The organism is Streptomyces sp. AC602_WCS936 (assembly GCF_019049125.1).
In the GTDB taxonomy this organism is placed as follows: Bacteria; Actinomycetota; Actinomycetes; order Streptomycetales; family Streptomycetaceae; genus Streptomyces.
Genome location: NZ_JAGMUF010000090.1, coordinates 468,812 through 495,727, shown reverse-complemented (window position 1 = coordinate 495,727; position 26,916 = coordinate 468,812). Strand labels below are relative to the sequence as shown.

Annotated in this window: 29 protein-coding genes and 1 riboswitch; of the genes, 21 read left to right on the top strand and 8 right to left on the bottom strand. The window is 72.8% G+C overall.

The annotated features are described in order from the left end of the window. Nucleotides 1-78 precede the first annotated feature (78 nt). From KUM03_RS27590 to KUM03_RS27575, 4 genes are all read left to right on the top strand, one after another. Nucleotides 79-756, top strand: coding sequence for a class I SAM-dependent methyltransferase (locus KUM03_RS27590; RefSeq protein WP_217252425.1), 678 nt, complete (start codon nucleotides 79-81; stop codon nucleotides 754-756). Nucleotides 757-766: 10 nt separating this feature from the next. Next, a complete protein-coding gene (locus KUM03_RS27585) occupies nucleotides 767-1,762 on the top strand; it encodes an N-acetylmuramoyl-L-alanine amidase (protein WP_217252423.1) in 996 nt (331 codons plus the stop codon). Between the two features lie 158 nt (nucleotides 1,763-1,920). Beyond that, a complete protein-coding gene (locus KUM03_RS27580) occupies nucleotides 1,921-2,787 on the top strand; it encodes a DUF5336 domain-containing protein (RefSeq protein ID WP_217252421.1) in 867 nt (288 codons plus the stop codon). A gap of 125 nt (nucleotides 2,788-2,912) precedes the next feature. Then, nucleotides 2,913-3,206 carry a hypothetical protein gene (locus KUM03_RS27575; protein ID WP_217252419.1) on the top strand — a complete coding sequence of 98 codons (294 nt, stop codon included), beginning with the start codon at nucleotides 2,913-2,915 and terminating at the stop codon, nucleotides 3,204-3,206. Nucleotides 3,207-3,228: 22 nt separating this feature from the next. On the opposite strand, the gene KUM03_RS27570 is transcribed toward KUM03_RS27575, so the two are convergent. The 3 genes from KUM03_RS27570 to KUM03_RS27560 are packed head-to-tail and all read right to left on the bottom strand — an operon-like array spanning nucleotide 3,229 to nucleotide 6,442. Then, nucleotides 3,229-4,317: a prenyltransferase/squalene oxidase repeat-containing protein gene (locus KUM03_RS27570; protein ID WP_217252416.1), complete on the bottom strand. Its 1,089-nt coding sequence runs from the start codon at nucleotides 4,315-4,317 to the stop codon at nucleotides 3,229-3,231. Continuing rightward, nucleotides 4,314-5,048 carry a class I SAM-dependent methyltransferase gene (locus KUM03_RS27565; protein WP_217252414.1) on the bottom strand — a complete coding sequence of 245 codons (735 nt, stop codon included), beginning with the start codon at nucleotides 5,046-5,048 and terminating at the stop codon, nucleotides 4,314-4,316. Before KUM03_RS27565 ends, KUM03_RS27570 begins: the two co-directional genes overlap by 4 nt. After that, nucleotides 5,042-6,442, bottom strand: a complete 1,401-nt coding sequence (locus tag KUM03_RS27560; RefSeq protein ID WP_217252412.1) for a glycosyltransferase family 4 protein — start codon at nucleotides 6,440-6,442, stop codon at nucleotides 5,042-5,044. The genes KUM03_RS27565 and KUM03_RS27560 overlap by 7 nt, the downstream gene beginning before the upstream one ends. A gap of 160 nt (nucleotides 6,443-6,602) precedes the next feature. Here KUM03_RS27560 and KUM03_RS27555 point away from each other — a divergent pair, with 160 nt between their 5' ends. From KUM03_RS27555 to KUM03_RS27515, 9 genes are all read left to right on the top strand, one after another. Next, nucleotides 6,603-7,280 carry a TetR family transcriptional regulator gene (locus KUM03_RS27555; protein WP_217252411.1) on the top strand — a complete coding sequence of 226 codons (678 nt, stop codon included), beginning with the start codon at nucleotides 6,603-6,605 and terminating at the stop codon, nucleotides 7,278-7,280. A 30-nt stretch (nucleotides 7,281-7,310) separates the two neighbouring features. Then, nucleotides 7,311-7,384, top strand: a riboswitch (cobalamin riboswitch). Between the two features lie 130 nt (nucleotides 7,385-7,514). Beyond that, nucleotides 7,515-8,759, top strand: coding sequence for a prenyltransferase/squalene oxidase repeat-containing protein (locus KUM03_RS27550; protein ID WP_217252410.1), 1,245 nt, complete (start codon nucleotides 7,515-7,517; stop codon nucleotides 8,757-8,759). Next, entirely contained in the window at nucleotides 8,756-9,418 is a 663-nt protein-coding gene (locus tag KUM03_RS27545) for an SCO2322 family protein (RefSeq protein WP_217252408.1), read from the top strand. Before KUM03_RS27550 ends, KUM03_RS27545 begins: the two co-directional genes overlap by 4 nt. After that, entirely contained in the window at nucleotides 9,405-10,547 is a 1,143-nt protein-coding gene (locus KUM03_RS27540; RefSeq protein WP_254399893.1) for an energy-coupling factor transporter transmembrane component T, read from the top strand. Before KUM03_RS27545 ends, KUM03_RS27540 begins: the two co-directional genes overlap by 14 nt. Next, nucleotides 10,544-12,235, top strand: coding sequence for an ABC transporter ATP-binding protein (locus KUM03_RS27535; RefSeq protein ID WP_217252405.1), 1,692 nt, complete (start codon nucleotides 10,544-10,546; stop codon nucleotides 12,233-12,235). Before KUM03_RS27540 ends, KUM03_RS27535 begins: the two co-directional genes overlap by 4 nt. After that, nucleotides 12,232-13,083, top strand: a complete 852-nt coding sequence (locus tag KUM03_RS27530; RefSeq protein ID WP_217252403.1) for an ECF transporter S component — start codon at nucleotides 12,232-12,234, stop codon at nucleotides 13,081-13,083. Before KUM03_RS27535 ends, KUM03_RS27530 begins: the two co-directional genes overlap by 4 nt. 194 nt (nucleotides 13,084-13,277) lie before the next feature. Next, the gene (locus KUM03_RS27525) at nucleotides 13,278-13,691 is read left to right on the top strand and encodes a transglycosylase SLT domain-containing protein (protein ID WP_217252401.1); all 414 of its coding nucleotides are present in this window, start codon (nucleotides 13,278-13,280) and stop codon (nucleotides 13,689-13,691) included. 117 nt (nucleotides 13,692-13,808) lie between these two features. Further along, nucleotides 13,809-14,465, top strand: a complete 657-nt coding sequence (locus KUM03_RS27520) for a M15 family metallopeptidase (RefSeq protein WP_217252399.1) — start codon at nucleotides 13,809-13,811, stop codon at nucleotides 14,463-14,465. A gap of 202 nt (nucleotides 14,466-14,667) precedes the next feature. Beyond that, on the top strand, nucleotides 14,668-15,090 hold the full coding sequence (locus tag KUM03_RS27515; protein ID WP_217252397.1) for a hypothetical protein: 423 nt from the start codon (nucleotides 14,668-14,670) through the stop codon (nucleotides 15,088-15,090). Here KUM03_RS27515 and KUM03_RS27510 read toward each other — a convergent pair. Further along, complete coding sequence (locus KUM03_RS27510) at nucleotides 15,062-16,081, bottom strand: GlxA family transcriptional regulator (RefSeq protein WP_217252395.1); 1,020 nt, start codon at nucleotides 16,079-16,081, stop codon at nucleotides 15,062-15,064. The two genes, KUM03_RS27515 and KUM03_RS27510, sit on opposite strands and share 29 nt — an antisense overlap. Before the next feature lie 146 nt (nucleotides 16,082-16,227). On the opposite strand from KUM03_RS27510, the gene KUM03_RS27505 reads away from it, so the two are divergent. Continuing rightward, the gene (locus KUM03_RS27505; RefSeq protein ID WP_217252393.1) at nucleotides 16,228-16,818 is read left to right on the top strand and encodes a cysteine hydrolase family protein; all 591 of its coding nucleotides are present in this window, start codon (nucleotides 16,228-16,230) and stop codon (nucleotides 16,816-16,818) included. Next, entirely contained in the window at nucleotides 16,818-17,507 is a 690-nt protein-coding gene (locus KUM03_RS27500) for a cysteine hydrolase family protein (protein WP_217252390.1), read from the top strand. Before KUM03_RS27505 ends, KUM03_RS27500 begins: the two co-directional genes overlap by 1 nt. Here KUM03_RS27500 and KUM03_RS27495 read toward each other — a convergent pair. Beyond that, nucleotides 17,468-17,929: an ATP-binding protein gene (locus KUM03_RS27495; protein WP_308406426.1), complete on the bottom strand. Its 462-nt coding sequence runs from the start codon at nucleotides 17,927-17,929 to the stop codon at nucleotides 17,468-17,470. The two genes, KUM03_RS27500 and KUM03_RS27495, sit on opposite strands and share 40 nt — an antisense overlap. Nucleotides 17,930-18,022: 93 nt before the next feature. Here KUM03_RS27495 and KUM03_RS27490 point away from each other — a divergent pair, with 93 nt between their 5' ends. From KUM03_RS27490 to KUM03_RS27480, 3 genes are all read left to right on the top strand, one after another. After that, complete coding sequence (locus KUM03_RS27490) at nucleotides 18,023-18,871, top strand: helix-turn-helix transcriptional regulator (RefSeq protein WP_217252388.1); 849 nt, start codon at nucleotides 18,023-18,025, stop codon at nucleotides 18,869-18,871. After that, complete coding sequence (locus KUM03_RS27485) at nucleotides 18,831-19,112, top strand: DUF397 domain-containing protein (RefSeq protein ID WP_217252386.1); 282 nt, start codon at nucleotides 18,831-18,833, stop codon at nucleotides 19,110-19,112. Before KUM03_RS27490 ends, KUM03_RS27485 begins: the two co-directional genes overlap by 41 nt. A gap of 95 nt (nucleotides 19,113-19,207) precedes the next feature. After that, complete coding sequence (locus KUM03_RS27480; protein WP_217252384.1) at nucleotides 19,208-20,845, top strand: hypothetical protein; 1,638 nt, start codon at nucleotides 19,208-19,210, stop codon at nucleotides 20,843-20,845. On the opposite strand, the gene KUM03_RS27475 is transcribed toward KUM03_RS27480, so the two are convergent. Next, nucleotides 20,799-22,958 (bottom strand): bifunctional glycosyltransferase 87/phosphatase PAP2 family protein, encoded by a 2,160-nt coding sequence (locus KUM03_RS27475; protein ID WP_217252382.1) that lies wholly within the window; start codon nucleotides 22,956-22,958, stop codon nucleotides 20,799-20,801. The two genes, KUM03_RS27480 and KUM03_RS27475, sit on opposite strands and share 47 nt — an antisense overlap. A 420-nt stretch (nucleotides 22,959-23,378) precedes the next feature. Between KUM03_RS27475 and proP the strand changes: the two genes are divergently transcribed. Further along, nucleotides 23,379-24,806: a glycine betaine/L-proline transporter ProP gene (gene proP / locus KUM03_RS27470; protein ID WP_217252380.1), complete on the top strand. Its 1,428-nt coding sequence runs from the start codon at nucleotides 23,379-23,381 to the stop codon at nucleotides 24,804-24,806. A gap of 109 nt (nucleotides 24,807-24,915) precedes the next feature. Next, nucleotides 24,916-25,587, top strand: coding sequence for an O-methyltransferase (locus KUM03_RS27465; RefSeq protein WP_217252378.1), 672 nt, complete (start codon nucleotides 24,916-24,918; stop codon nucleotides 25,585-25,587). 21 nt (nucleotides 25,588-25,608) lie between these two features. Here KUM03_RS27465 and KUM03_RS27460 read toward each other — a convergent pair whose 3' ends face one another. Continuing rightward, on the bottom strand, nucleotides 25,609-26,001 hold the full coding sequence (locus KUM03_RS27460; protein WP_217252375.1) for an FHA domain-containing protein: 393 nt from the start codon (nucleotides 25,999-26,001) through the stop codon (nucleotides 25,609-25,611). An 87-nt stretch (nucleotides 26,002-26,088) separates the two neighbouring features. On the opposite strand from KUM03_RS27460, the gene KUM03_RS27455 reads away from it, so the two are divergent. Next, nucleotides 26,089-26,496: a DUF1992 domain-containing protein gene (locus tag KUM03_RS27455; protein WP_217252373.1), complete on the top strand. Its 408-nt coding sequence runs from the start codon at nucleotides 26,089-26,091 to the stop codon at nucleotides 26,494-26,496. A gap of 10 nt (nucleotides 26,497-26,506) precedes the next feature. On the opposite strand, the gene KUM03_RS27450 is transcribed toward KUM03_RS27455, so the two are convergent. Continuing rightward, entirely contained in the window at nucleotides 26,507-26,914 is a 408-nt protein-coding gene (locus KUM03_RS27450; RefSeq protein WP_374225397.1) for a hypothetical protein, read from the bottom strand. Nucleotides 26,915-26,916: the final 2 nt, after the last annotated feature.

The following is a 26,916-nucleotide window of genomic DNA, read 5'->3' as shown; positions in this document are numbered from 1 at the left end:
GCACCACGCGGCGGGGGGTGCGGCAGCATGGAGCGCCGTACGCCCACACCCCGCACCCGCACCCCTGAAAGGCCACCCATGCCCGCAGCCTCCGCGGCCCCCGCACCCACCCCCGCCGTCCTGGCCGCCTTCGAGGCCGCGAAGGGGTTCATGCCCGCGCACGAGGGCCTCGCGCTGTACGCGGCGGCCGTGGAGGCCGGCGGGCTGGGGCTGCCGCTGCTGGAGGTCGGCACGTACTGCGGGCGCTCCACCGTCCTGCTCGCCGACGCCGCCCGCCGGGCCGGGGTGACCGCGCTCACCGTCGACCACCACCGGGGCAGCGAGGAGCAGCAGCCGGGCTGGGAGTACCACGACCCGGAGACGGTCGACCCCGAGCTGGGCGTGATGGACACCCTCCCCACCTTCCGCCGCACCCTCAACCGGGCCGGTCTCGAGGAGCACGTGGTGGCCCTGGTCGGCCGCTCGCCCCAGGTTGCGGCGGTGTGGAACTCCCCCCTCGGCCTGGTCTTCGTCGACGGCGGCCACACCGACGAGCACGCGAACGCCGACTACGAGGGCTGGGCCCCGCACGTCGCCGACGGCGGCCTGCTGGTCATCCACGACGTCTTCCCGGACCCGGCCGACGAGTTCACCGGCCAGGCCCCGTACCGCGTGTACCTCAGGGCCCTGGCGTCCGGGGCGTTCACCGAGGTCTCCGTGACCGACTCGCTGCGCGTCCTGCGGCGAACGGGCGCGGGGACCCGAGGGCGCGGTTAGAGTCGCTGACGTGTCGTACACAGGCCCGGACTTCGAACCACCCCAGCCCCGCCGCTCCCCGCTGCGCCGCCCGCTGACCGTGGCGATCGCGGCGCTCGTGCCCGGGGCGCTGCTCGGATGGGGGGTGTACGCGGCGGTCGCCGGCCCGGACGACGGGAGCGGCGGCGGTGCGGACCGTGCGGAGGGCGCGCGGACGTCGGCGCCGCCGTCCTCGGGCGGTCCGGCCTCCGCGAGCGCCGACGCCAAGGCGCCCACGGGCACCTCTCCTTCGCCCACCTCGACGAAGCCGTCGCCCTCCGCCTCGAAGTCCGCGCCCGCCGCCCCGGCGGCCGGCCCCCTGAAGGGGAAGGTCGTCGTCATCGACCCGGGCCACAACCCGAGCAACTTCCAGCACGCGTCCGAGATCAACCGCAAGGTGAACGTCGGTACGCACTGGAAGGCGTGCGACACGACGGGCACGGCCACCAACGCGGGCTGGCCCGAGGCGAAGTTCACCCTGGACGTGGCCCACCGGCTGCGCACTCTCCTGGAGGAGCAGGGCGCGACCGTGAAGCTGACGCAGGACGACGACCGTCCGTACGGGCCCTGCGTGGACGAGCGGGCCCGGATCGGCAACGAGGCGAAGGCCGACGCCGCGATCTCGATCCACGCCGACGGGTCGGGGGCCGGCAACCGCGGCTTCCACGTGATCCTGCCGGGCTCCGTGCACGACGGCGAGGCCGACACCCGCGCCATCGTCGCGCCCTCCGCCGAACTCGGCGAGCGCGTCGCGGGCAGCTTCGTCCGCGTCACGGGCAGCGCGCCCTCCAACTACGTCGGCGGCGGCACCGGACTGGTGACGCGCACGGACCTGGGCGGTCTCAATCTGTCAACGGTTCCCAAGGTGTTCATCGAGTGCGGCAACATGCGCGACGGCAAGGACGCGGCACTGCTGACCAGCGGCGAGTGGCGGCAGAAGGCGGCGCAAGGGATGTCTGAGGGAATCGTGAGTTTCCTGCGCGGGTAGCGGTCGGCGCGCCGATCCCCGGGGACAGGCCCGACGTGCGGACGATAGTGTCCTCCGTACGATGAGGGGCCACCCCCGCGCTTCACACCGGAACCTTTCGGCGACATCGTGACAGCGACGCCTCTACCGACGACGAGACGACCTACGAAGGACCTGAAGTGAATATCCGCTCCCTCACTCGAGGCGACGGCGTGGTGATCGGAGCAGCGGTGTTGCTGTTCATCGCGTCGTTCCTCGGCCTCTACTCCGTCGAAGACGCTCCCGACAGTCTCGAACTGCCCAACCTGTGGGGCAGCGGACCGGTCGTACTCGGTGTCGTCCTGGCGGGCATCATCGGCGCCGCGCTCATCGTGGTGGCCCGGGGGTTGCCGCAGCCCAAGAAGGTCGCCGGCCTCGACCTCGGCCAGTTCGGCATCGCGTTCACGATCTTCGCCGCGTGGAGCGCACTGGGCAACGTCTTCGACCCGGCGAGCGGTGTCGACAACGTCGGCGGTGGCACCTCCGACGGCCCGGATCTCGGCATGGGCCTGATCCTCGCCCTCGTCGCCACCCTGATCATGGCCGCCGCAGCCGTCGCCACCCCGCTGGTGCCGGCGCTCAAGGGCTCCCTGATCCCGGCCGCCCGTCCGGCGGCGCCGCAGCCCTACGGCGGCCAGCCGCAGGGTGGTTACGGCTACCCGGGCGCGCAGCAGCAGCCGTACGGTGCCCAGCCGGGCCAGCCCGGTCAGCCGGGCCAGTCCTTCGGTGGCGGCCAGCCCCAGCCGGGCCAGCCGCAGCCGCAGGCCCCGCAGCAGGCACAGGCTCCGCAGCAGGCGCAGCCGTCCGGGGACTTCTCGCCGTTCTGGTTCGCCGTGCCGGTGCCGCGTCCGCTGTTCGCGGAGGACGGCAACCCGACGCCGATCGCCGAACTGGCGCCGGGCACCTGGTACCTCGCGGTCGAGCAGCGCGGCGCCAACCTGGTCGCGCAGACGCAGGACGGCCGCCGCGGCGTTCTTCAGGACACCTCGGGCATCCAGCGCGGCTGACCGCGCCCGCCCGGCCGTACGAACAACGTCGGCGGCCCCTCGCCCACCGGTCTTCCGGGGCGGGGGGCCGTCGGCGTACCTGCCGCCGCGGGTTTCAAACAGACATCCGGGGCCAGACGGAAAGCATGTCCCCTCGAAGTCGCAGTGGCTCCAACTCCGCCGGAACGGCCGTCGCGGTGGTCGCGGACATCATGGCCGTCATCCTCGGACTGTGGATCCTGATGTACCTGTTGGACGCGAACCGGGCCAACGACCTGGTGCGGTTCGTCCACGACGCCGCGAACTGGCTGGCCGGCTGGTCGCGCGACCTGTTCACGTTCGACGAGGCCTGGGCGCGGGTGGTCGCGGGCTACGGACTCGCCGCCGTCGTCTATCTCTTCGTCGGCCACGCCATCGCCAACCGCCTCCACCGGCACTGAGCCGCACCCGGCGACGCGGCGTTCAGACGCAGCAGTCGGGGTCCAGTCCCCTCGGCAGGCGGTCGCCGGAGAAGACCTGGCAGGTCGCCTCGTGGCCGCCGAGCGCGGCGACCGCGAGGAGCAGCGAGCCGGCCGTCCAGGTGGTGAGTTCGCGCGGCCATATGGCGTCGTCGTCGAAGACGTAGCCCGTCCAGTACAGGCCGCTGTCCGCGTCGCGCAGGTGCTGGATCGACTGGAGGATCTCCAGCGCGTGGTCGGACTCGCCGACCGCCCACAGGGCGAGGGCCAGTTCGGCCGACTCGCCGCCGGTCACCCACGGGTTGGGCACGACGCAGCGCACGCCGAGGCCCGGGACCACGAAGCGGTCCCAGCTCTCGGTGATGCGGGACCTGGCCTCCGTGCCGGTCAGCGCGCCGCCCAGCACCGGGTAGTACCAGTCCATCGAGTAGCGGCCCTTGTCCAGGAACCGCTCCGGGTGGCGGCGGATCGCGTGCCGCAGCGCGCCGGCCGCCAACTCCCAGTCGGGCTGCGGCTCCTCACGCTGCTCGGCGATGGCGAGGGCGCAGCGCAGCGCGTGGTGGATGGAGGAACTGCCGGTCAGCAGCGCGTCCGTGGTGTCCGTGCCGTCGTCGTCGCGACGCCAGCCGATCTGTCCGCCGGGCTGCTGGAGGCGCAGCACGAACTCGACGGCCGCGTGGACGACGGGCCACATCCGGTCGAGGAAGGTGTCGTCGCCGGTCGAGAGGTGGTGGTGCCAGACTCCGACGGCGACGTAGGCGACGAAGTTGGTCTCGCGGCCGCGGTCGGTGACGTCGTCGTGGGCGCCGTCGGCGTAGGCGGCGTACCAGGAGCCGTCCTGGTTCTGGTGCCTGGCCAGCCACTCGTAGGCGCGCTCGGCGGCCTCGTGCTCACCGGCCGCGTCCAGGGCCATCGCCGCCTCGACGAGGTCCCAGGGGTCGAGGTGGTGCCCGCGGAACCACGGGATCGCGCCGTCCTGGCGCTGCACGCCGAGGATGCCGCGGACGGTGGCCGCGGCCTGCTCGGCGGTGAGGACGCCGGGCAGGACGAGGTGTTCGGTACGGGGGGTGCGGGGAGCCCGGGGCGAGGTCACGCGGCGTCCACCGGCGGCAGGTGCGGCTTGGTGGCGTACGCCACGAAGCTCTTGCCGATCAGCGGGTTCAGCGCCTGCTCGGCGACCCGGGTCGCCAGCGGCTTCTTCATGATGTCCCAGACCAGCAGCTTGTGGTACGCCCGCACCGGCAGCGCCTTGTCGTTGTCGACGCCGAAGGCGCACTTCAGCCACCAGTACGGCGAGTGCAGGGCGTGCGCGTGGTGGGTGCCGTAGGGCTTGAGGCCGGCCTCGCGGATGCGGGCGAGGAGCTGGTCGGCCTTGTAGATGCGGATGTGGCCGCCCTCGACCTCGTGGTAGGCGTCGGAGAGGGTCCAGCAGACCTTCTCGGGGCCGTAGCGGGGCACGGTGATCGCGATGCGTCCGCCGGGCCTGAGGACGCGGACCATCTCGGCGAGGACGCCCTTGTCGTCGTGGATGTGCTCCATCACCTCGGAGATGATGACGACGTCGAAGGACTCGTCCGGGAAGGGCAGGGCCAGCGCGTCGCCCTCCATGGCGGTGGCGGTGGCGCCGGCCGGGGCCTCGCCGGCCTCCTTCATCGCCGCGAACCACTTGGCGACCTCGCGGATTTCCTCGGCGTTCTGGTCCAGCGCGACGACCTGGGCGCCGCGCCGGTAGCACTCGAAGGCATGCCGGCCGGCGCCGCAGCCGAGGTCCAGGACGCGGTCGCCGGGGGCGAGCGGGAACCGGGAGAAGTCGACGGTCAGCACGTGGCCCTGCTTTCGGGGTAGACGCCGGTGTCACTGGTCGCGCGGGGCGGGCTCGTGGGAACGGCCCTGGGGGTGGTCGCGGAGGGCCCGATGGCCTCGCGGTAGCGGACGGCCGTGCCCTCGGCGGCGCGGGCCCAGGTGAAGTGCCGCAGGACGCGTTCGCGTCCGGCCGCGCCGAGCCGGGCCCGCAGTTCACGGTCGCCGAACAGCCGGTTCAGTCCGGCGGCCAGGGCGCCCGCGTCGCCCGGCGGCACCGCGAGGCAGGTCTCCCCATCGGGTCCGGCGACCTCCGGGACGGCTCCGCCGGTGGTGGCCAGCAGCGCCGTGCCGGTCGCCATGGCCTCGGCGGCGGGCAGCGAGAACCCCTCGTACAGGGAGGGCACGCAGGCGACCTCGGCCGAGCGGACCAGGTCGACCAGTTCGGCGTCGGAGATGCCCTTGACGAAGTCGACGGCGCCTTCGAGGCCGTACCGCTCGATCGCCTGGGCGACCGGGCCCTCGGCGGGCCGCTTGCCGACGACGACGAGGTGGGCGGCGGGCTGCTCGGTCCGCACCTTCGCGAGTGCCTCGACGAGGAAGACCAGGCCCTTGAGCGGCACGTCCGCGCTGGACGTCGTCACGATCCGGCCCGGCACCTTCGGCACCGAAGGGTCGGGCGAGAACAGGTCGGTGTCGGCGCCGATGTGGACGACGTGGACGCGGTCGCCGCGTACGCCGAGGTGGTCGACGATCTCCTGGCGGGAGGTGCCGGAGACGGTGAGCACGGAGGGCAGGCGGCGCGCGACGCGCTTCTGCATGCGGGTGAAGGCGTACCAGCGGCGCACGGAGTACCGCCGCTTCCAGCCGTCGGCGGCGTCGAGTTCGAGCTGCCGGTCGACGGTGATGGGGTGGTGGATCGTGGTGACGAGGGGCGCGCCCACGTCGCCGAGAAGCCCGTACCCCAGTGTCTGGTTGTCGTGGACGACGTCGAAGTCGCCGCGGCGGGCGCGCAGGTGGCGGCGGGCGCGCAGCGAGAAGGTGAGCGGCTCGGGGAAGCCGCCGGTCCACATGGTGCCGACCTCCAGCGCGTCGACCCAGTCGCGGTACTCGTCGCGCTTCGGGGTGCGGAAGGGGTCGGGCTGGCGGTAGAGGTCGAGGCTGGGCAGCTCGGTGAGGGAGAGCCGGTCCTCCGTGCCGTGGTCCGGTCCGTCGTCGAGCACGGGGTAGGGCTGGGAGCCGATGACCTCGACCCGGTGGCCGAGGCGGGCCAGTTCGCGTGAGAGGTGACGGACGTAGACGCCCTGTCCGCCGCAGAACGGGTTCCCCTTGTAGGTGAGGAGCGCGATGCGGAGCGGTCGCAAGCCGTCGGCGGCGGGCTCCGGACGGGGACCCGTCCGACTGGCCTCAGCGGTCACCCCGGGCCCCCTTCTCACTGCACTGTCCCGCGACCCTATGCCGGGACGTTAATCTAGAACAAGTTTCAGACTTGATCGTTCGGAGGCTCCGAATCTACCGGCAGGTAGGGATGCTGTGACGAGTGGATCAGGTGATTCACGCCACGGCGACGGGGAGAAGGTGACCGAGGTGGACGACAGCCGCTCCCCCGCCCCGCCCCTCACCGAGCGGCAGCGGGCGCGCCGCCGCCGCATCCTGCACGTGACCGCCCGGCTCGCCTGCCGGGGCGGCTTCGAGGCGGTGCAGATGCGCGAGGTCGCGGAGTCCTCGCAGGTCGCGCTCGGCACGCTGTACCGCTATTTCCCGTCCAAGGTCCATCTGCTGGTCGCCACCATGCAGGACCAGTTGGAGCAGTTGCACGGGACGCTGCGCAGGAGCCCGCCGACCGGCGAGAGGGCCGCGGACCGGGTGGCGCGGACCCTGATGCGGGCCTTCGAGGCCCTGCAGCGCGAACCACGGCTGGCCGAGGCGATGGCCCGCGCCCTGACCTTCGCCGACCGCAGCGTCTCCGCCGAGGTCGACCAGGTCTCCCGCCGGACCACGGCGATCATCCTGGACGCCGTGGGAGGCCTGGAGAACCCCACCCCCGGGCAGCTCTCCGCGGTCCGCGTCATCGAGCACACCTGGCACTCGACCCTGATCGCCTGGCTCTCCGGGCGCGCGTCCATCGCGCAGGTGGGCGTGGACATCGAGACGGTGTGCCGGCTGATCGAGGTGACGGGGGCCGGGGAGTCCGACGCGGCGGGAGCGGGGAAGCGTGAGCGGGCACACGGGTCCGGGCCGGTTGCCTCCGGGTAAGGTGGCCGCGTCGTCATCACACCCGTACGGGGGGAAGCCGGTGCAATTCCGGCGCTGACCCGCAACCGTGAGCCGCCCGTCCCGGGTGGTGAGCCGGACTGCCCCGCACGGACGTGACCGGCTCACGTGCCCGGCACCCGCCGGAGCACGGGCACCGTCGAGGCATACGGAGCCGAGCCGCCCGGGGGTGCCCCGTGCTGTCCGGCCCCGCACAGGGAAAGGCACCCGCCGCTCATGAACGTCCGCCGTCGCAGCAGCGCCGCGGCTCTGGCCGCCATAGCCGTGATCGGCGCCGCCGCCGCGCCCGCGGTCGCCGCCGACCCGTCGCCGTCCAAGCCGACCGGCACCTCGGGCAAGTCCGGGCTGTACGGGTCCGCCGACCCCCAGTTCGACGGCGTCTGGCGCCAGTCCCTCGCACTGCTCGCCCAGGACACGGCGGGCGTGATCCCGTCCTCGCAGGCCGTGAAGTGGCTCACGGACCAGCAGTGCGACAACGGCGCCTTCGCCCCCTTCCGCGCCGACCCGGCGGGGGCCTGCGACGCCAAGACCATGGTCGACACCAACAGCACGGCCGCCGCCGTCCAGGCACTGTGGGCCGTCGGCGGGCACGGCGACGCCATCAAGGACGCCCTCGACTGGCTGAAGTCGGTCCAGAACAAGGACGGCGGCTGGGGCTACACCCCCGGCAGCCCCAGCGAGGCCAACTCCACCTCCGTCGTCATCGGCGCCCTCGCCGCCACGGAGACCGACCCGGAGACGGTCAAGAAGGGCGGCAAGTCCCCGTACGACGCCCTGCTGGCGTCCGCCCTGCCCTGCGCGAAGGACGGCGGTGCCTTCGGCTACCCGGACCAGGACGGCAAGCTGGTCGCCAACGCGGACGCGACCGCCGCCGGTGTCCTCGGCGCGCTCGGCACGGGCCTGGTCACCGAGGCGGGGAAGAAGACCGCCGACGCCGGCTGCACGACCGCGGACGAGCCCACCCGCGAACAGGCCGCCGCGAACGGCGCCGCCTACCTCGCCGACGCCCTCGCCGAGGACGGCCACCTCAAGTCCGCCCTCGGCGGCTCCACCGAGCAGCCCGACTACGGCAACACCGCCGACGCGGTCGTCGCGCTCGCCGCGCAGGGCGGCGCGGACAAGGCGGCGAAGCCGCTGGCCTGGCTGGAGAAGAACGCCGCGAAGTGGGCGAAGGAGAGCGGCCCGGCCGCCTACGCCCAGCTGATCCTCGCCGCCCACGCCACGGGCACCGACCCGCGCGCCTTCGGCGGCACGGACCTGGTGGCGGAGCTGAACGCGACGGGGCCGGCTCCGCAGGGCATGGCGGCCAAGGACACCGCGACCGCGAGCGACGACGACACGAAGGACGAGAAGAAGGACGATTCCGGCTTCGGCGTCTGGTGGTTCGTCGGCGTCTGCCTGGTCTTCGGCATCGGCATCGGCTTCCTCCTGAGCGGCCGCAACAAGAAGCAGCAGCCGTGACCCGCCGCGTCGTACTCCTCTTCCTGGCCGCGTTCCTCCTCCTGGGGAGCGCGGGCCAGGCGCAGGCCGCCGGTTACCGCTACTGGTCCTTCTGGGACCGCGACGGCGACAAGTGGGTCTACGCCACCCAGGGCCCGTCCCTCGCCCGCCCCTCCGACGGCGACGTCCAGGGCTTCCGCTTCGCGGTGAGCGCGAACTCGGGCGACGCGGCCCAGCCTCGCGGCACGGCGGACTTCGCGTCGATCTGCGCGAAGACACCGGCCGAGGACGGCACCAAGCGGGTCGCCCTGGTCCTCGACTTCGGCGCGGCGTCCGACGCCCCGCCCGGGGAGACCCCGCCGGCCCCGCGCACGGCCTGCGCCCGGGTCTCCCCCGACGCGACGACGGCCGACGCACTGGCCGCCGTGGCGGACCCGCTCCGCTACGACAACAGCGCCCTGCTGTGCGCGATCGCGGGCTACCCGAAGTCCGGGTGTGGGGAGCAGGTGGCGGAGCAGGACCCGACGACCACTCCGAAGCAGCAGCCCGCCGCGGACGCCGCCGACGACGCCGCCGACGACGGCCCGTCGGTCGGCCTCTACGCGGGGATCGCCGTCGTGGCGGCCCTGGCCGGAGCGGCGACCTGGCAGGCGAGGCGGCGCAGAAATGCGACCGACTGACCCTGCGAACAGTCGCGCCGCCGGGGCGACGGGGAGGGCGGGCGCGGGCGGGACCCTGCACCCCGGCGCCTGGTGGCTCTGGGCACTCGCCCTCGGCACCGCCGCCACCCGCACCACCAACCCCCTCCTCCTCGCCCTCCTCATCGCCGTCTCCGCCTACGTGGTCGTCACCCGCCGCCCGCACGCCCCCTGGTCCCGCTCCTACGGCGCCTTCGTCAAGCTCGCCCTCGCCGTCCTCCTCATCCGCCTCCTCTTCACCACGATCCTGGGCTCCCCCATCCCCGGCACCCACACCCTCCTCACCCTCCCCGAAGTCCCCCTCCCCGACTGGGCGCAGGGCGTCCGCCTCGGCGGACGGGTCACCGCCGAGGGCCTCACCTTCGCCCTGTACGACGCGATGAAGCTGGCCACCCTCCTCATCTGCGTCGGCGCCGCGAACGCCCTCGCCAACCCCTCCCGCCTCCTCAAGTCCCTCCCCGGCGCCCTGTACGAGATGGGTGTCGCGGTCGTCGTCGCCCTCACCTTCGCCCCGAACCTCATCGCCGACGTCCAGCGCCTGCGCGCCGCCCGCCGCCTGAGGGGGCGCCCGGACCAGGGTCTGCGCGGCCTGCTCCAGGTCGGGCTCCCGGTCCTGGAGGGTGCCCTGGAGCGCTCCGTCGCCCTCGCCGCCGCGATGGACGCCCGCGGCTACGGCCGTACCGCCCAGGTCCCGGCAGCCGTACGCCGTACCACCGCCGCGCTCACCCTCGCGGGGCTGCTCGGCGTCTGCGCGGGGACGTACGGGCTGCTGACCGCGGCGGGCGGCACGTACGGCGTCCCGGTGCTCCTGCTGGGCGTCGCCGCCGCCCTCGCCGGGCTGTGGCTCGGCGGCCGCAGGACGGTCCGCACCCGCTACCGCCCGGACCGCTGGGACGCCCGCGCCTGGCTGGTCACCGCGTCCGGCGCGGCCGTCGCGGCGCTGATGTTCCTCGCCGCCGCCCGCGACCCGGCGGCACTGCACCCGGGCGTGGTCCCGCTGGTCGCGCCGTCCCTGCCCCTGTGGCCGGCGGCAGCCGTACTGATCGGCCTGCTCCCGGCGTTCGTCACCCCCGCCCCCAGCCACCCCGTACCCGCCAAGGAGCCGTCGTGATCCGCTTCGAGGACGTATCGGTCACGTACGACGGAGCGGCCGAACCCACCGTCCGGGGCATCGACTTCGAGGTCCCCGAGGGCGAACTCGTCCTGCTCGCCGGCCCGTCCGGGGTCGGCAAGTCCACCGTCCTCGGCGCGGTCAGCGGCCTGGTCCCGCACTTCACCGGCGGCACGCTGAGCGGCCGGGTCACGGTCGCCGGCCGCGACACCCGCACCCACAAGCCGCGCGAACTGGCCGACGTCGTCGGCACGGTCGGCCAGGACCCGCTCTCCCACTTCGTGACGGACACCGTCGAGGACGAACTCGCCTACGGCATGGAGTCCCTGGGCCTGGCCCCGGACGTGATGCGCCGCCGCGTCGAGGAGACCCTCGACCTGCTGGGCCTGTCCGACCTCCGCTCCCGCCCCATCGCCACGCTCTCCGGCGGCCAGCAGCAGCGGGTCGCCATCGGCTCGGTCCTCACCCCGCACCCGGACGTGCTGGTCCTGGACGAGCCGACCTCCGCCCTCGACCCGGCCGCCGCGGAGGAGGTCCTGGCCGTCCTCCAGCGCCTGGTCCACGACCTCGGGACGACGGTCCTGATGGCCGAGCACCGCCTGGAGCGGGTCATCCAGTACGCCGACCAGGTCGTCCTGCTCCCGGCACCCGGCGCTCCCCCGCTCCTCGGCCCCCCTGCGGAGGTGATGGCCGTGTCCCCGGTCTACCCGCCGGTGGTGGACCTGGGCCGGCTGGCGGGCTGGTCCCCGCTGCCGCTGACGATCCGGGACGCCCGCCGCCGCGCCGCCCCGCTGCGGGACCGGCTGGCCGACCGGGAGATACCGGACCACACCCCACCGGCCGCCGCGCTCCCGGCGCCCCCCGCCCTCCGGCCCCCCGCCTCCCGCTGGTGGCGGCGCGGAAAGCGGGCGGAAACGGCCGCCACCTCCACCACCCCCTACGCCGCCGAGGTCCGCTCGCTCGCCGTCCGCCGCGACCGCATCCGCGCCCTGCGCGGCGTCGACCTCACCGTCTCCCCCGGCGAGACGATCGCCCTCATGGGCCGCAACGGCGCCGGGAAGTCCACCCTCCTCTCCGCGCTCGTCGGCCTGATCGAACCGTCCGCCGGTTCCGTCCGCGCCGGTGACGCGGTGCCGCACCGCACGGCCCCCCGCGACCTCGTGCGCCGCGTCGGCCTGGTCCCGCAGGAGCCGCGCGACCTGCTGTACGCCGACACGGTCGCCGCCGAGTGCGCGGCCGCCGACCGGGACGCGGAGGCGGCCACCGGCACCTGCCGCGCGCTGCTCACCGAACTCCTCCCGGGCGTCACCGACGACACCCACCCCCGCGACCTCTCCGAGGGCCAGCGCCTCACCCTCGCCCTCTCCGTCGTCCTGACCGCCCGCCCTCCCCTCCTCCTCCTGGACGAGCCGACCCGCGGCCTGGACTACGCGGCGAAGGCCCGGCTGGCGGGCATCCTGCGCTCCCTCGCCTCCGAGGGGCACGCGATCGTGCTGGCCACGCACGACGTGGAACTGGCGGCCGAGCTGGCCCACCGGGTGGTGCTGCTCGCGGAGGGCGAGGTGATCGCCGACGGCCCGGCGGCGGACGTGGTGGTGGCCTCCCCGTCCTTCGCCCCGCAGGTCGCCAAGGTGCTGGCGCCGCGCAAGTGGCTCACGGTCGCGCAGGTACGGGAGGCGCTGGCATGACCGGCGGCCCCCCTCCCCAGCGCCAGGCCCGCGCCGTCCGCCTCGGCCCCCGCTCGGTCGCCGCCCTCGTCCTGGTCAGCGCGGTCGGGGTGGCGGGCTTCGGCTGGCCCTTCCTGGCCCCGCCGGACGCCTCCGTGAACGCGCACGCGCAGGACGCGCCGTGGCTGTTCGCGGGCCTGCTGGTGCTGCTGGTGGCCGTGGTGGCGGCGACGATCTCGGAGTCGGGTCTCGGCCCCAAGGCGGTGGCGATGCTCGGCGTCCTGGCGGCGGCGGGCGCGGCGCTGCGCCCGATCGGGGCGGGGACGGCCGGTCTGGAACCGATGTTCTTCCTCATGGTCCTCAGCGGCCGGGTCCTGGGCCCCGGCTTCGGCTTCGTCCTCGGCTCGGTCACGATGTTCGCGTCCGCGCTGCTCACGGGCGGGGTGGGTCCGTGGATGCCGTTCCAGATGCTGTCGATGGGCTGGTTCACGATGGGCGCGGGCCTGCTGCCCGGCCCCGACCGGCTGCGCGGCCGGACGGAACTGCTCATGCTGGCCGCGTACGGCTTCCTGGCCGCGTTCGCGTACGGCACGGTCATGAACCTCGCGGGCTGGACCTTCATGAACACGCTTGCCTCGAACATCGCCTTCGACCCGGACGCGTCGATCCCCGACAACCTGGCCCGCTTCGTCGCCTACTGCCTGGCCACGTCCCTCGGCTGGGACGGGGGCCGCGCCGCCATGACGGTCGTCCTGACGCTCACGCTCGGCACCCCGCTCCTCAAGGCGCTCCGCCGGGCCACCCGCCGGGCAGCCTTCGAGGCGCCGGTCACGTTCGAGAAGGCCGACGAGGTGAGCCGCCCCACGTGACGTGGTTCACCTACGAAGCGGCTTCGTAGGTGACGGCCGTTTCGCGAGCGGGCCACGCGGCGGGGAAGCGCGGGGCCCCACCCGCACCTACGACCACGCTTAGCAAAAGGGACGATTGCGGACGACTGGTCCGCCTGTTTCTCTGAACCAGTCGCCAGGCAGCGACGCCCCCATCCCCGACGAAAGGTCCTCCGTTGACCGCCGCTTCCCTCCTCCGCACCGTCGCCACCCCGAAGAAGGCCCTCGCGGGCGCCGCCCTGGCCGCGGCCACCTGCGGCTCGCTGATCGCCGCCGCGCCCGCGCAGGCCGCGACGCCGGCCTCCTCGGCGCAGGCGACCGCGAAGAAGATGATCGGCGACTCGGCCGAGTACCAGTGCTTCTCGAAGATCGTCGACCACGAGAGCGACTGGAACGTCAACGCCACCAACTCCTCCAGCGGCGCCTACGGCCTGGTCCAGGCCCTGCCGGGCTCGAAGATGGCCTCGGCCGGTTCCGACTGGAAGACCAACGCGGCGACCCAGATCGAGTGGGGCCTGGACTACATGAAGGACCGCTACGGCAGCGCCTGCGACGCGTGGAGCTTCTGGCAGTCCAACGGCTGGTACTGACCCGGCCGCCCTCCCCCGCTCCCGCATGCCGAAGGCGGCGGTCCCCTGATCCCCGGGGCCGCCGCCTTCGTGTGTGGATCGCAGCGCCCGGATCATCGCATCGCTCATGATCGAGTCATGACCGAGATCGTTCTGATGTCCGACCCGAAGGTCGCCGCCGTGCCCGTCCAGGAGTGCGGCGAGCGACTCGTCGACGTTCGGCAGGACAGCCCGCTGCTGGTCGACCGGCGCAAGTGGCAGGACTCCGCCGGCGCCTTCGCCTACCTGCGGGAAAGCGTGCTCGCCCGACTCCTCAAAGCCCAGGCGCAGCTGCCACCGGGACTGCGGCTGCTCTTCGTCGAGGGGTACCGCCCACCCGCTCTCCAACGCCACTACTTCGACAAGTACGCGACCCGGCTGCGCACCGAACATCCCGAGTGGTCCCCCGACCAGATCCGCTCGGCGGCCAGCCGCTACGTCTCCCCGCCCGAAATAGCCCCCCACAGCGCGGGCGCGGCCGTCGACCTGACGCTCGCGGACCTCGACGGCCACGAACTCGACCTGGGCACCCGCATGAACGCGACCCCGGAGGAGAGCGCGGGCGCCTGCTACACGCACGCCGGCAACATCAGCGACGAGGCCCGTTCCCACCGCTCCGTGCTGGGCGCCGCGCTCACCGCCGCGGGCCTGGTCAACTATCCGACGGAGTGGTGGCACTGGTCGTACGGAGACCGCTACTGGGCCTTGGCGACAGGGGCCACGGCCGCGCACTACGGCCCCACTGAGAAAACGTGAACACCAAGCAGGCAAGTGTCATCAACGCGCTCGGATGAGCGTGCTGATGACAGTGGGGGGCGGAGTGTTCACGACTGGGCACGGGTGGGGGCCGGTGGGTGGGAGGCGGCCGAGCGCTTTCCTACTGCATCAGCCGCCACCGCGCTCGGTCAACTGGACGACCGGATCGTTCCAGGTAGGACTGCTGCCCGGGGCGTGGGTCGTGGCGGACCCTCTGATCGGCCTGGTGGGGGCTCCGGCCGAGCGCGCCCACTTGTGGGACGCCCTGCTGGGCGCACTGGTCGCGAGGCCTGCCGCGCGACGGGTCGGGCATGTCGCGGTCATCTGGCTCGCGCCGCTGGCCACCTGCCCGTTGACCGTCCTCATGCCGCTGGCCGGACCGGGCTGGAGCGTGTATGTGGCCGTGATCGGCCTCTCGGCACCGGACCGGCTGCTGGGACGGATGAGCGCGACGGTCCGGTTCGTCGCTTCAGGCGGTGTCCCTCTCGGTGGCCTCCTGGGCGGGGCCTGCGGCTCGGCGTTCGGAGCGTCCGCCACCCTGTGGATCGGTGCGGCCGGTATGACGCTGAGCGTCCTGCCCACCCTGCGGTGGTGGCTCACCCGCGCGCATCCCCGTCGGGTGTGAGCGCCGGTACGGTCCGGAAGCGGCGGCGGTACTCGGTCGGGGTCGTGTCGAGTCGGCGGCGGAAGGCCCTGACCAACGTGTCGACGGTGCCGAAACCGCACGCGGAGGCGACGCGCTCCAGGGTCGCGTCGGTGGATTCGAGCTGGTGGCGGGCCACTTCCACGCGGGCCGACTCGATGTAGGCGTGCGGGGTGGTGCCGAGTTCGTTCTTGAAGATCCGGGTGAGTTGCCGGTCACTGACGTGGGCGTGGGCGGCGAGGTCGGCGACGGTGAGCGGCTCGGCGATGTTGCGCATGATGTGGTGGCGCAGATCCTCGATGCGGCGCGTCACGGAGACCTGCTCCAGGGGAACACTGAACTGGCTCTGTCCGCTCGGCCGCTTCAGGTACATCACGAGCTGCCGGGCGACGCGCAGCGCCACGGCCTCCCCGAGGTCGTCGGCGATGAGGGCGAGGGACAGGTCGAGGCAGGCGCTGATACCGGCGCCGGTCCAGACGTCGCCCTCGCGGATGAAGATCGGGTCGGCGTCGACCTCGACCGCCGGATGATCGGCGGCCAGCCGCTGCGCCGTCGACCAGTGGGTGGTGGCGCGCTTGCCGTCGAGGAGTCCGGCCGCGGCGAGAATGTGCGCCCCGACGCAGACGGAGGTGACCCGTCGGGTCCGCTCGGCCATCTGCCTCACCCGGTCCACCACCGCGGGGTCGATGCGCGGATGGACGCCGCGCTGACCGTCGACCTCCACCGCGCCGGGCACGATCAGGGTGTCGATGCTCCGCTCGGACAGTTCGTCGAAGGTGGTGTCGGGCAGGACGCGGACCCCCGCGCCGGTGGTGACCGGGTCCATGGTCTCCGCGGCGAGGACGACGTCGTAGCCCGCCGCCTCGTCCGTCTCCCGTCGCGCGAGGGAGAACACCTCCGGCGGTCCGGTGACGTCGAGCAGGTCGACGTCCTCGAAGAGGACGATGACGATCAGTCGGCTGACGGTGTGCAAGGGACCCTCCACGCTCGGCGCCACCGATGTCGGTTTCTGCATGTTAGACGACATTGCCGACACCGCCGGTGATCCGTAGCGTCGTGGGCGCAGGTCACCGAGCCGGTGAACTGCCCACCCCGACAAGCCACATGAGGCGGTTTCCCATGCCCAGAACAACCCTGCGCCAGCTCAACGGATTCGACGACACCCCCGCGAAGCTCGCCGGCTCGACCCTGGTCCTGATCGACTACCAGAACACCTACACGACCGGTGTGATGGAACTGGACGGCTGGCAGGACGCGCTCGACGCCGGTGCCCGACTCCTCGCGCGGGCCCGCCAGGAGGGCGCGAAGGTCGTCCACGTCGTCAACGACGGCGGCGAGGGCACCCCTTACGACATCCGCGCCGAGATCGGCTCGATCCACCCGAGCATCGCACCGCTCGACGGTGAGCCCGTGGTCGTCAAGAAGGCGCCGAACGCGTTCGTCGGCACGGACCTCGACCAGCATGTCGACGCCGCCGGCAACACCGACCTCGTCCTCGCCGGGTTCATGACGCACATGTGCGTGGCCTTCACCGCCCAGGGCGCCTTCCTGCGCGGCAACCGCCCCACCGTCGTGGCCGACGCCTGCGCCACCCGCGCGCTGCCGGTCGCGGGCACCGAACTGGACGCCCGCCAGGTGCACCACAGCGCCCTCGCCACCATCGCCGACCTGTACGGGGTCGTCGTACCGTCGCAGAAGGAGATTTCCTGATGAAGCTGCTCCGTCCGGCCGTCGCGCTGGCCTCCGCCGTCGTCCTCTCGGTCACCGCCACCGCGTGCGGCGGTGACTCCGAGGCCGCCACCGCGACGAACGTCGCGAAGGACACGACGACGCTGCGCCAGCTCAACAACCTCGGCGAGACCCCGGCCACGCTCTCCGACGCGACGCTCATCCTCGTCGACTACCAGAACACCTACACGGAGGGTGTGATGGAACTCGACGGATGGCAGCCGGCCGTGGACAACGCCGAAGCGCTGTTGAAGCGGGCCCGGAAGGCGGGCACCCCGGTCATCCACATCGTCGACAAGGGCTACGACCTGAAGTCGGAGGCGGGCCAGATCATTCCGGCGCTCAAGCCGGCCAAGGGCGAGCCCGTCGTCGAGAAGAGCGTCCCGAACGCGTTCCACGGCACGGATCTCGCCGAGCAGGTCAAGAAGGCCGGCAACAAGAACGTCATCATCGCCGGGTTCATGACGAACATGTGCACCCTGTTCACCGCTCAGGGCGCGTTCCTCAACGGCAACGCTCCGACCGTGGTCGCCGACGCCTCCGCGACCCGGCCGCTGCCCCTGAAGGGCAGCCCGAACGGCATCCCGGCACAGCAGGTCCACGAGGCGGCTCTCGCCACGGTCCAGGATCTCTACGGAGTCGTCGTGCCGTCGCAGGAGTCCCTGGCCTGACCTCCGCACTCGAACCACACGGTCTTGCCCTCCCCGGGGCCCGGCCCCACGCCCCACTTGTCCACCACCGCGCCCAGCAGCACCAGCCCCCGCCCGTCCTCGGCGTCCTCACGCACCTCACCGGCCGGGACGGGCGGCCGGGGGCAACCGTCCGCCACCTCCACCCGGACCCCGCCCCCGTCCGCCCGCCGCAGCAACAGCAGCGTGCAGCGGCGGTCCGGGACGTGACGTACGACGTTGGCCAGCAGCTCGGTCACGCCGAGTTCCACGGCGTCGGTCAGTTCGGCTAGGTCCCACTCGCGCAGGTACGAACGCACGATGCGCCGCACGTGCCGCGCCGAGTGCGCTCCGGCCGTGAAGCTCATCCGGTACTGGTCTGCCGGGCGGTGGCCCACGAGGACCGAGGGAAAGTAATCGTTCACGGCACGAGCCTGACGCCGGACGACTACCGTGGGCTACGGAACGGATACAACCGGTGCCCCAGTGGACCGAGTTGTGCGCGAAGGGGGCTGTGCGTGACCCACATCAACGTCCTGGACCCGGGCGCCTCGCCGCTCGACTACTACGGCTTCGAGCTGCGCCGCCACCGCGAGGCCGCCGGACTGACCCAACGGCAGCTCGGGGACATCGTCAACTACACCGGCTCACTGGTCGGCCAGATCGAGACGGCCAGGAAACTGCCGACGCCTGAGTTCAGCGAGCGCGTGGACGCGGCGCTGGGGACGGGCGGGTTCCTGTCGCGGCTGGTCGACCTGGTGATGCGCAGCCAGCTTCCGGCCTGGTTCCAACAGGTGGCCGAGTTGGAGGTGCGCGCGGTCGAGATCTGCACCTTCCAGACGCACATGATCCACGGCCTGCTCCAGACCGACGCGTACGTACGGGCCGTACTCGGCACGCTCGATCCCGCCGACCTCGACGACCGCACCGCCGTGCGGCTCGCCCGCCAGCGCATCTTCGAGAAGGAGGAGCCGCCGGTCTTCTGGGCGATCCTCAGCGAGGCGGCACTGCGTCAGGAGATCGGCGACCGGGAGACGATGCGCGGCCAACTGGCCCACCTGTTGTCGTTCGAGAGCAACCCCCGGATCAACGTCCAGGTGCTGCCGTACTCGGCGGGCGCGCACGCGGGGCTGCAAGGCTCATTCAACCTCTATCGCTTCGCGAGCGACCCGGCCATCGTCTACACGGAGGGGTACGGCACCGGCCATCCGACCGCCAACCCGGACACCGTCAAGGACTGTTCACTCCGTTACGATCATCTCCGGGCCGCCGCGCTCCCCCTCAAGGACTCGGCGGAGCTGATCCGCCGGTTGATGGAGGAACGCTATGGGGAACAAGGCTCTGCCGACGAGGAACCAGTGGCGTAAGTCCAGCTACAGCGGCGACCAGGGCGGCGAGTGCCTCGAGTGCGCGCCGCTCGGCAGGCTGGCGTGGCGTAAGTCCAGCTACAGCGGCGACCAGGGCGGCGACTGCCTCGAAGTCGCCGACCTCCCCCGCCACCCCACCGTCGCCGTCCGCGACTCCAAGAACCCGGCGGGGCCGATCATCCCCCTGGCCCCCGCCGCGTTCGCCGCCTTCGTCGACTGGGCCGCCACCGCCGCCCGCTGACCCGGCCGGAACCCGATCAACGTTTCTGTTCGAATTATCGTCTTCGCACGTGCCCCAGCCGTGCACCCCGACGACGCTGAACGGAAACCCCGACCGTGGTCCCTGCCATACTCCCCCTCTCCCGACCCGAACGGCGCCGGGAGAGACGCCCCGGCGATGCCCTGCGTGCCTTCGGGCGCCGACATCGCGTGGCCCTGCTCGCCACCCTGCCCACCATCCCGCTGTACGCGGTGTGGTGGGTGTTTCTCGCCACCGGCGGCGGCGACCTGGCGGCGCAGGAGGCGTGGGCCGACTTCGTCTCGCGGCACGGTGCCTCGGCGTACGGGTTCTTCTGGTACGGCGGCGTGCACACCGCCAACTACAGCGTCATCTCCCCGTACCTGATGGCCGCCCTCGGCGTCCGCACGGTCACCGCCCTGTCCGGGCTGGCCGCCTCCTGGCTGGCGGCGGTGCTGATCACGCGGACCGGCGTGCGCAAGCCGCTGTGGGTCGCCGTGCTCACCTCCCTCGCCCTGTGGTGCAACGTCGCCTCCGGCCGTACGACCTTCGCGCTCGGCCTCGCCTTCGGGCTGGCCGCGTGCGTGCACCTGGTGCGGGAGCGGCGGCTGGTGCTCGCCGCCGGGTACGCGGCGCTGGCCACGATGGCGTCGCCGGTGGCGGGGCTGTTCCTGGCCGTCGTGGGCGCCGGGTTCCTGCTCGTACGGGACCGGGGGCGGGCCCTCGTGCTGCTCGTGCCGCCCGCCGCGGTGGTCGGGCTGACCACGCTGTTCTTCCCCTTCAGCGGGGAGCAGCCGATGCCGGCGGCCCGCGTATGGCCGCCCGTCGTGCTCGGCCTCGCCGTCACCGCGCTGGCCCCGCGCGGCTGGCGGGTCGCCCGGTGGAGCGGTGTCGTGTACGCGGTCGGGACGGTGCTGACGTACCTCATACCCTCCGCCGTCGGCACGAACGTCGAGCGGTTCGCGGAGTACTTCGCACCGCCCGTGCTGCTCGCGGCCCTGCTCGGCGCGGACCGGGCGCGGCGGGTCGCGCGCGGTCTGCTGGTCGTCGCCCTCGTCTTCTCCGTGGGGTGGATGGGGAAGAAGACCGCCGACGACCTGACGGAGTACACCGCGGTGCCCACCTGGGCCACCGAGACGGACGGTGTCGTGCGGGCGCTGGACGGCCTCGGCGCCGGCCGTACGCGGGTCGAGGTGGTGCCAGCCCGCGACCACCGCGAGGCCGCCGGGCTCGCTCCGCACGTCAATCTGGCCCGGGGCTGGAACCGGCAGCTCGACGTGGAACGCGGCCGCCTCTTCTACGACGGCACCTTCTCCGCGGCCGCCTACCGGGACTGGCTGGACCGCTGGGCGGTCGGCTTCGTCGTGCTGCCGCTGGCCAAGCCGGACGGGCCCGCCAAGGCCGAGGCGGCCCTGGTACGGAATCCGGAACGGCGGCCCGACTGGCTGGAGCCCGTCTGGCAGGACGAGCACTGGAGGGTGTTCCGGGTGCGGGACGCCGTACCGCTCGTCTCCGCGCCCGGCACCGTCGTGGCCGCCACCGGCGCCGAGCTGGTACTGCGCGTGGACCGGCCCGGCCCGGTGACCGTGCGGGTCGCCTGGTCGCCGTGGCTGCGGGCCGACGGCGGGTGCCTCGCCCGGGACGGCGAGTTCACCCGCCTGACCGTCGAGGCACCCGGCGAGTACCGGATCAGCTCCCGGTACGGTCCTTCGCCGGAGGCGGAGGACCGCTGCTGAGGGCTTCGGCTTCCCGGGGCGGCGGCGGGACGGTGGTGGTCTTCCCGGTCCCGGCCGCCGGGGAAGCCGGGGCCGCCGACGACGCCCCGGGCGCTCCGGCATCGGCATGCGCCGCCGTCATTCGCGCCCTCGGCCCCTGGAACAGGTACGCCAGTCCGAAGCCCGCCGCGACGACCGCCGCGCCGCCCACCGCGTCCAGCACCCAGTGGTTGCCGGTGGCCACGATCGCGGCGACGGTGAAGAGGGGGTGGAGGAGTCCGAGGGCCTTCATCCACAGCTTCGGGGCGATGATCGCGATCGCCACCCCGCACCACAGCGACCAGCCGAAGTGCAGCGACGGCATCGCCGCGTACTGGTTGGTGAGGTGCGTCAGCGTGCCGTAGTCCGGCTTGGAGAAGTCCTGCACGCCGTGCACGGTGTCGATGATCCCGAGCCCCGGCATCAGGCGCGGCGGCGCCAGCGGGTACAGCCAGAAGCCGACCAGGGCCAGCAGCGTGGTGAAGCCGAGGGACGCGCGGGCCCAGCGGTAGTCGACCGGACGGCGCCAGTACAGGACGCCTAGGACGGCCAGCGGCACGACGAAGTGGAACGACGTGTAGTAGAAGTCGAAGAAGTCCCGCAGCCAGCCGGTCTTCACCACCGCGTGGTTGATCGCGTGCTCGATGTCGAGGTGCAGGAAGCGCTCGATGTCGAGGATCTGCCGGCCGTGCTCCTCCGCGCGGGCCCGGCCCGCCGAGTTGCTGCCGCCGGTCGCCGCGAGGCGGACCTGCGAGTAGGCGGCGTAGGTGACCCGGATGAGGAGCAGCTCCAGGAGGAGGTTGGGGCGGGTGAGGACCCTGCGCAGGAAGGGCAGAAGGGGGACGTGCTTGAAGCGGGCCGGGACGGGCGGTGCGTAGCTCGTCGGGACCGGGTTGTCGAAGTACGGCGAGGTGCGGGGCAGGAAGGGCACGGCGACGGCGGCGGCCAGGGCGGCGAGGAGTACGACGTTGTCGCGCAGGGGGTACAGGGCCGCCATGTTCGGCAGCATCATCTTCGCGGGCAGCGTCATCACCAGAACGACGGCAACCGGCCACACCAGCCGGTCGGAGGCGCGCTTGCCGACCCGGCCGACGACCGCGGGCAGCACCCACAGCAGCTGGTGCTGCCAGGTGGCCGGGGAGACGACGACGGCCGCGCAGCCGGTGATGGCGACGGCGAGCAGCAGCTGGCCGTCGCGGGCGTAGCGCACGGCGCGGCGCAGGGCGAGGACGGCGACGGCCGCACCGAGGAGGAGGAAGAGGGCGATCTCCAGGGGGCCGTTGAGGCCGAGGCGCAGCAGGGCGCCGTGCAGCGACTGGTTGGCGAGGTCGTCGGCCTCGCCGCCCAGGCCCACACCGGCCATGTGGTGGACCCAGTAGGTGTACGAGTCCTGCGCCATCGCCGCCCAGGCGACGGCGGTGCAGGCGAGGAACGTGACGCCGGTGGACACGGCGGCGCGTCTGCGGTCGGTGAACCAGAGGAGGGGCACGAAGAGGAGCACGGTCGGCTGGAAGGCGGCGGCGACGCCGATCAGTACGCCGCCGATCCGGTCGGCGTGCGCGCCGCGTACGGCGAAGCAGCCCAGCAGCACGAGGAGGACCGGGAGGATGCTGGTCTGGCCGAGCCACAGGGCGTTGCGCACCGGCAGGGACAGCATCAGCAGGCTGATCGCGACGGGCGCCGCCAGCAGCGCCGTACGGCGGCCCACCGGCTGGGGCAGGGCGCGGGCGGCGACCAGGCCGAGGGCGACGACGAGCAGCAGCGACCCGAAGGTCCAGCCCCAGCCGAGGGCCTGCTCGGCGGCGCGGGTGAAGGGTTTGAGGACCAGGCCGACGAAGGGGGTGCCGGTGAACTGCGTGGACTCGTACAGCGAGCCCTCCACGTGCAGGACGCCGTGCTCGCCGACCCAGGTCTCCAGGTCCGTGAGCCGTTCTCCGCTCGGGGTGCTGAGGACCGCGGCCAGTTGCCGGACGGCGAGGATGGCGGCGACCAGCCACAGGCCGAGACGGGCTACGCGCAGCCGTGCCCTGGTCGCATCGACGGCCGGGGCTCCGAAAGCCTCCGCCGGTCGCCCACTGTGCTCCGCATTCGCCACGCCCCGTCGGCCTCCCGCCCCGTTCGTACCGCGCCCGTGCGCGGTGTGTTCGTCCTTGCGAACCCTATGAGGCTCGCACCACCCCCGGAGGGAGACGCAGGCAACCCCCGCTCAACCTGACCGCCGCCCGCTTTTCGCCCGACGATAGTGCGGGAGCGGGCCGGTTGCCTCTCCTGGGAGCGAGAAGGGTCACAGGTCACGGGGGCGAGGAGCGCTCCGTGGCGCGCGGACGTCCCTGCGTGTACGCCCTTTTGGTGCAGTGTGCAACGAAAAGCATACCGGGCGTAAGCGGCGCATCAGCGCCTATGGTCGCTTTTCTGCCCGTGGCCGAGTGGCCGCGGGTTCTTTCCGGCCCGGCGACAGTGCCGCCGTGCGGGTCGGGGCGTCCCTGTTCCCGTCGAAAGGTAGGCGAGCGGAGTTTTGTCGGCCGCCCCCGTCGTCGCTGATCCGTCCCCCCGCACGACCCCCGCACCGTCCCCCTCGGGTGCCTCCGGCACCCCCACCGCCACCGATCCCGCGCTCGTCAGGCGCGCCGTCAAGGCGGCGGCGCTCGGCAACGCGATGGAGTGGTTCGACTTCGGCGTCTACAGCTACATCGCCGTGACGCTGGGCAAGGTCTTCTTCCCGTCGGGCAACCCGACCGCCCAGTTGCTCTCCACGTTCGGCGCCTTCGCGGCGGCGTTCCTGGTCCGGCCGCTCGGCGGCATGGTCTTCGGGCCGCTCGGCGACCGGGTGGGGCGTCAGAAGGTCCTCGCCCTGACGATGATCATGATGGCGGCGGGCACGTTCGCCATCGGCCTGATCCCCTCCTACGCGTCGATCGGCGTGTGGGCGCCGGTGCTGCTGCTTCTCGCGCGGCTGGTGCAGGGGTTCTCCACCGGGGGTGAGTACGCGGGCGCGTCCACCTTCATCGCCGAGTACGCGCCGGACAAGCGGCGCGGGTTCCTGGGAAGCTGGCTGGAGTTCGGCACGCTGGCCGGGTACATCGGCGGCGCGGGGCTGGTGACGCTGATGACGGCGCTGCTGTCGGACGGCGACCTCACGTCGTGGGGCTGGCGGATCCCGTTCCTGATCGCGGGGCCGATGGGCATCATCGGGCTGTACCTGCGGATGCGGCTGGAGGAGACGCCGGCGTTCGCCGCCGAGGTCGAGAAGGCGGAGGCGGAGCGCGTCAAGGTGCCGCTGCGGGAGATGATCACCGGGCAGTGGAAGGCGCTGCTGCTCTGCGTCGGCCTGGTGCTGGTCTTCAACGTCACGGACTACATGCTGCTGTCGTACATGCCGAGCTACCTGACGAGCGAGCTCGAGTACGACGAGACGCACGGGCTGCTCGTGGTGCTGGCCGTGATGGCGCTGATGATGGTCGTCCAGCCGTTCGCGGGCGCGCTGACCGACCGGGTCGGGCGGCGTCCGGTGATCGCGGCGGGCTGCGCGGGCTTCCTGCTGCTGTCGGTCCCGGCCCTGCTGCTGATCCGCGACGGCAGCCTGTGGGCGGTGGGCCTGGGCATGGCCGCGCTGGGTCTGCTGCTGGTCTGCTTCACCGCGTCGATGCCGTCCGCGCTGCCGGCGCTGTTCCCGACGCGGGTGCGGTACGGGTCGCTGTCGATCGGCTTCAACGTGTCCGTCTCCCTGTTCGGCGGGACGACGCCACTGGTGGTGACGGCGCTGATCGGGGCGACGGGGAACATGATGATGCCCGCGTACTACATGATGGCCGCGGCCGTCGTCGGCGGCGTGGCGGTGTGGTTCATGTCGGAGTCGGCGGGCCGGCCGCTACCGGGCTCGGCACCGGCGGTGGACGCGCGCGAGCGCGAGCACGAGCGCGAGCACGAGCACGAGCACGCGTAGCGCTTCCGGAACACGCCCCCCGGAAACGCGCCCCACACGCCGGGCCCTCCGGCTATCTTCGTTAGCGCGTCTACTTAGAGACGCTAACGACGCAAACGGGAGGCCCACCATGAGCGACTCGCAGCTCTGGGACGACGTCGACGCCTACTTCACCGCCCAGCTCTCCCCCGCCGACGACGCCTTGGCCGCCGCCCTGCGGGAGAGCGACGCCGCCGGGCTGCCGCCGGTGAACGTCACCGCCGCCCAGGGAAAGCTCCTCCAACTGCTCGCGCAGCTCCAGGGCGCCCGCACCATCCTGGAGATCGGCACCCTCGGCGGCTACAGCACCATCTGGCTGGCCCGCGCCCTGCCCGCCGACGGCCGCCTGGTCACGCTGGAGTACAGCGCCCGGCACGCCGAGGTCGCCACCCGCAACATCGCCCGCGCCGGCCTCGACGCCCTCGTCGACGTACGCGTCGGCCCGGCCCTGGAGTCGCTGCCGCAGCTCGCCGACGACAACCCGCCGCCGTTCGACCTGGTCTTCATCGACGCGGACAAGGCCAACAACCCGCACTACCTGGAGTGGGCCCTGAAGCTCACCAGCACCGGAAGTCTGATCGTCATCGACAACGTGGTCCGCGGCGGCCGCGTGGCCGACGCCGGCGACACCGGCGACGACGTGCGCGGCACCCGCGCCGCGATCGAGATGATCGGCAGCCACCCGCGGCTCAGCGGTACGGCGATCCAGACGGTCGGCAGCAAGGGATACGACGGTTTCGCGCTGGCCCGCGTTCTGGAGTGAGGTCGGCGCGGCCCTCGACCCTCAGGCCTCGTGGTAGAAGCCGACGTTGACGCTGCGCGGCTGCGCGCGGTCCTGGACCACGATCTCGCCGCTGCCGCCCCCGGGCAGCGGCACGGTCCCGCCGTAGGACAGGGACCGGGCGTGACCACCGACGGTGAGCCGGACCTCCGAGGAGGGGTCCGGCTGGGAGCCGCGCAGCCACGTCAGCTGCCACGTGCCCTCGGGCCCGCAGCGGAACTCCAGGTGGACCCGGGAGACGAACAGCCAGTCGTCCGGCGTCGACAGCCGGCACACGGACTTGTCCCTGCCCACCCGCAGCACCGCTCCCGGCTCGCTGGGCGCCTCGGCCATCTGCATGCCGGCCGTGGCACCCGCGTCCGCCGCGGTGACGGCGGCCATGGTGAGTTCGAGCACGTGCGCTCCTCCAGTGACGTCCCTCGTTGACGTACCGCCGCCGCATGATAAGTCGGCCGGTGGTGCGGTGTCCGGCACAATGGGCTCATGACCGAGCGAAAGCCACCCGGCGTCGACTTCGAGTCCTGGGTCGACAAACAGATCCGTGATGCGGACGCGCGCGGCGAGTTCGCCGAACTGCCCGGCGCGGGCAAGCCCCTGCCGAGCGAGGTGGACAGCACCTACGACGAACTGTGGTGGGTGAAGCGGAAGATGGCCCGCGAGGGCTTCTCCGTGCTGCCGCCGACCCTCGCCCTGCGCAAGGAGGCGGAGGACGCCCTGGACGCGGCGGCGAACGCTCCCTCCGAGCGGGTGGTGCGCCGCATCGTCGAGGAGATCAACGTCAAGATCCGCGAGGTGATGTTCAAGCCGCCGCCCGGGCCCCCGCTGGGTCTGAAGCCCTACGACGTCGAAGAGGTCGTACGGCAGTGGCGGGAGCGCCGGGCGGAGCGGTGACGCCCGTCGGTCACAGGCGCATCAGGCGGTCCGCCAGCTCGCGGTAGTCCCGCAGGGCCAGGCGGAGTTGTTCGGTGTCGGTGCTCGTCGCGCGGTCGTCCGGGTCGGTGTCGTGCCAGGACGTGCGCAGGGTGCGCCGACGGTGCGCCACGGCGTCCGTGAAGCGCGCGGTGAGCTCCTCCAGGACGCGGTCGGCCTCCTCCACGGAGGCGCGCGGCGCGTCGACGAAGCCGGCCACCGCGTGCTGCAGCCGCTGCCCGAGCTTGTCGCACTCGTCGTGCGGGAGGAGCTCGCCCCCGTGGGCCTCGCCGCCGGCGTCGGTCCTCGGTCCGGGAGCCGCGTCCGCACCGCGTGCGCCGGGTTCGGTTGTCTGGAGCCCGACGGGCGTGCCGTCGGGCTGCCGGGTCACGTCGGACATGT

Excerpts from the sequence above, each read along its gene's own strand:
- KUM03_RS27540 (WP_254399893.1), top strand. The coding sequence starts at position 9,405 with ATGCGACCGACTGACCCTGCGAACAGTCGCGCCGCCGGGGCGACGGGG.
- KUM03_RS27575 (WP_217252419.1), top strand. The coding sequence starts at position 2,913 with ATGTCCCCTCGAAGTCGCAGTGGCTCCAACTCCGCCGGAACGGCCGTC.
- KUM03_RS27590 (WP_217252425.1), top strand. The coding sequence starts at position 79 with ATGCCCGCAGCCTCCGCGGCCCCCGCACCCACCCCCGCCGTCCTGGCC.
- KUM03_RS27465 (WP_217252378.1), top strand. The coding sequence starts at position 24,916 with ATGAGCGACTCGCAGCTCTGGGACGACGTCGACGCCTACTTCACCGCC.
- KUM03_RS27530 (WP_217252403.1), top strand. The coding sequence starts at position 12,232 with ATGACCGGCGGCCCCCCTCCCCAGCGCCAGGCCCGCGCCGTCCGCCTC.
- KUM03_RS27505 (WP_217252393.1), top strand. The coding sequence starts at position 16,228 with ATGCCCAGAACAACCCTGCGCCAGCTCAACGGATTCGACGACACCCCC.
- KUM03_RS27485 (WP_217252386.1), top strand. The coding sequence starts at position 18,831 with ATGGGGAACAAGGCTCTGCCGACGAGGAACCAGTGGCGTAAGTCCAGC.
- KUM03_RS27455 (WP_217252373.1), top strand. The coding sequence starts at position 26,089 with ATGACCGAGCGAAAGCCACCCGGCGTCGACTTCGAGTCCTGGGTCGAC.
- KUM03_RS27520 (WP_217252399.1), top strand. The coding sequence starts at position 13,809 with ATGACCGAGATCGTTCTGATGTCCGACCCGAAGGTCGCCGCCGTGCCC.
- KUM03_RS27500 (WP_217252390.1), top strand. The coding sequence starts at position 16,818 with ATGAAGCTGCTCCGTCCGGCCGTCGCGCTGGCCTCCGCCGTCGTCCTC.
- KUM03_RS27450 (WP_374225397.1), bottom strand. The coding sequence starts at position 26,914 with ATGTCCGACGTGACCCGGCAGCCCGACGGCACGCCCGTCGGGCTCCAG.
- KUM03_RS27550 (WP_217252410.1), top strand. The coding sequence starts at position 7,515 with ATGAACGTCCGCCGTCGCAGCAGCGCCGCGGCTCTGGCCGCCATAGCC.